Source organism: Myroides pelagicus (genome assembly GCF_009711055.1).
Classification (GTDB): Bacteria; Bacteroidota; Bacteroidia; order Flavobacteriales; family Flavobacteriaceae; genus Flavobacterium; species Flavobacterium pelagicum.
Window position 1 is genome coordinate 1 of the sequence record NZ_WMJY01000077.1, and the last position, 2,417, is coordinate 2,417.

General features: G+C 37.4%; 2 protein-coding genes. Both read left to right on the forward strand.

Going from position 1 to position 2,417, the window contains the following annotated elements:
* Positions 1–46: 46 nt before the first annotated feature.
* A complete protein-coding gene (locus GJV77_RS14570) occupies positions 47–817 on the forward strand; it encodes a DUF6796 family protein (protein WP_193563683.1) in 771 nt (256 codons plus the stop codon).
* A gap of 101 nt (positions 818–918) precedes the next feature.
* Complete coding sequence (locus GJV77_RS14575; protein ID WP_155037060.1) at positions 919–2,319, forward strand: UDP-glucose 6-dehydrogenase; 1,401 nt, start codon at positions 919–921, stop codon at positions 2,317–2,319.
* Positions 2,320–2,417: the final 98 nt, after the last annotated feature.

A 2,417-nucleotide genomic window follows, 5' to 3' on the forward strand; every position in this document is an offset into this window, starting at 1 on the left:
AATGACTAATGTTGCATTTATAACTTGAATTCACGTAAGTAAAAACATGAAGTTAGATTTTAAAGTTAAAGGAGCGTTTATATGTGTGATATTGGCAGCATTGTGCTGGATAATAGGAGATGTGTATTTAGTAGGTTTTACGGTAGATCCCTTAGATTATCCTTTGTTTACAGATGACTATGTAGATGTGTTAGATCCTACATTGGCAACACTGATGCTAGAGGGTACTACCGAGCGGCTGATGTTCGGAACGCTGATAGCTTGTTTTTCAACAATCTTATTCGTGCCTGGGGTATGGCTAGTTTACCAAGCTTTTTTAGACAAGCAGAAGTGGTATGCTTTTGCTACGTATAGTTTATTGCTTTTTAGTGTTTTATTGATGCCTCTAGGACATGCTTTCTTTTTTTATACAGGAGAGATTCACAAAGCAATTTATCACCTGGATAAGTCAACACATTCCTATTTGATTCAGGTAGCCCAGGGGTTTACCCAGCTGCATGTGATTGCGTGGAGTACAGCTATGGTAGTGATTTTATTGGCTTGGTTTGTTTATTCGATTTGTGTTTTTCTGGGTAAGACCCGTTTACCGCGTTGGATGGGTGGATTTACACCTACATTTATCGTGATCTATCAATATATAATATTATCCATGTTAGATTCTAGCCCATGGGTAAGTTATCTTGGAGCTGCTGTATTCAATAGTGCTTATCTAATATTTTTTGTGGTCTTAATATTTTTATTATCCCAAGCCAAACAAGATGTAGGAAGTAAGGGTTTATCTATAAATTTATTTAAAACACAAGGTTATACTCGTTGAATAGTTTAATTTTGTTAGCCTTCCCGACAAGTTATGTAAGTGAGATGATGTGCAATGTTAGGCTTTATAGGGAAGTAGAATAAACTGATATAACTGAGAAAATGAAAGAAATCAAAAAAATATGCTGTGTAGGTGCGGGCTATGTAGGAGGTCCTACAATGGCTGTGATAGCGCAAAAGAATCCTCATATTCAAATAACGGTAGTTGATTTAAACAAAGAGCGTATTAAAGCTTGGAATGATGAAGATTTGAGTAAATTGCCTATTTATGAACCGGGCTTGGATAAAGTCGTTTTAGAGGCTAGGGGGCGTAACTTATTTTTTGATACTGATGTAGATAAGGCTATTGACCAGGCAGATATGATCTTTATCTCTGTGAATACCCCTACCAAGACTTATGGAAAAGGAAAGGGAATGGCTGCAGACCTTAAATACATCGAACTATGTGCTCGTCAGATTGCCCGTGTTGCCAAAACCGATAAGATAGTGGTGGAGAAATCAACTTTACCTGTACGTACCGCTCAGGCGATAAAACGCATATTAGATCAGACAGGTAATGGAGTAGAGTTCCAAATCTTATCTAACCCAGAGTTTTTAGCCGAAGGAACAGCTGTAACGGATTTATTGAACCCAGATCGCGTATTGATAGGAGGATCTCAAAGCGAAAAAGGAAAAGAAGCAATCGAGGCTTTGGCTTCAATCTACGGCTCATGGGTGCCACAGGAGCGTATCTTGCGCACTAATTTATGGTCGTCAGAGTTGTCTAAATTAACAGCAAATGCATTTTTAGCCCAACGCGTGTCTTCTATTAACGCTATCTCTGAACTATGTGAAGTATCAGGAGCAGATGTCAATGAAGTAGCAAGAGCGATAGGTACGGATAGTCGTATAGGTAATAAGTTTTTAAAGGCATCAGTTGGCTTTGGTGGATCGTGTTTTCAAAAAGATATTTTGAATTTAGTTTATATCGCTAAGAGTTATGGATTAAATGAAGTGGCAGATTACTGGGAACAAGTAATCATTATGAATGATCATCAGAAGAGACGTTTTGCAGAGAATATAGTTACGACTTTATTTAATACCGTGAATGGTAAAAAGATTGCATTCTTAGGTTGGGCATTTAAAAAAGACACCAATGATACTCGTGAATCTGCAGCTATTTATGTAGCAAATGATTTAATAGAAGAGGAGGCACTGATTCACGTATATGATCCTAAAGTGACAGAGTTACAGATGTTGTCAGATTTGGATTATTTGGCTACTCGTGAGGAAGAAGCTAATAAAAAGCATTTAACCGTTCATACGGATGCTTATAAAGCGTTAGAAGAAGCACACGGTATAGCAGTATTAACAGAATGGGACGAGTTTAAATCGTATGATTGGAAGCGTATCTATGACAATATGCAGAAGCCAGCCTTTGTGTTTGATGGGCGCAATGTGTTAGATCATAAGGTTTTGGAGTCTATTGGGTTTGAAGTCTATACGATAGGTAAAGGAAAGTAATGCTCTTATGATATATGATAAAAATGAGAAAGCCTCCAAGAAATTGGGGGCTTTGTCTTTATAAAACGTGAATTCAAGTTATAAATGCAACATTAGTC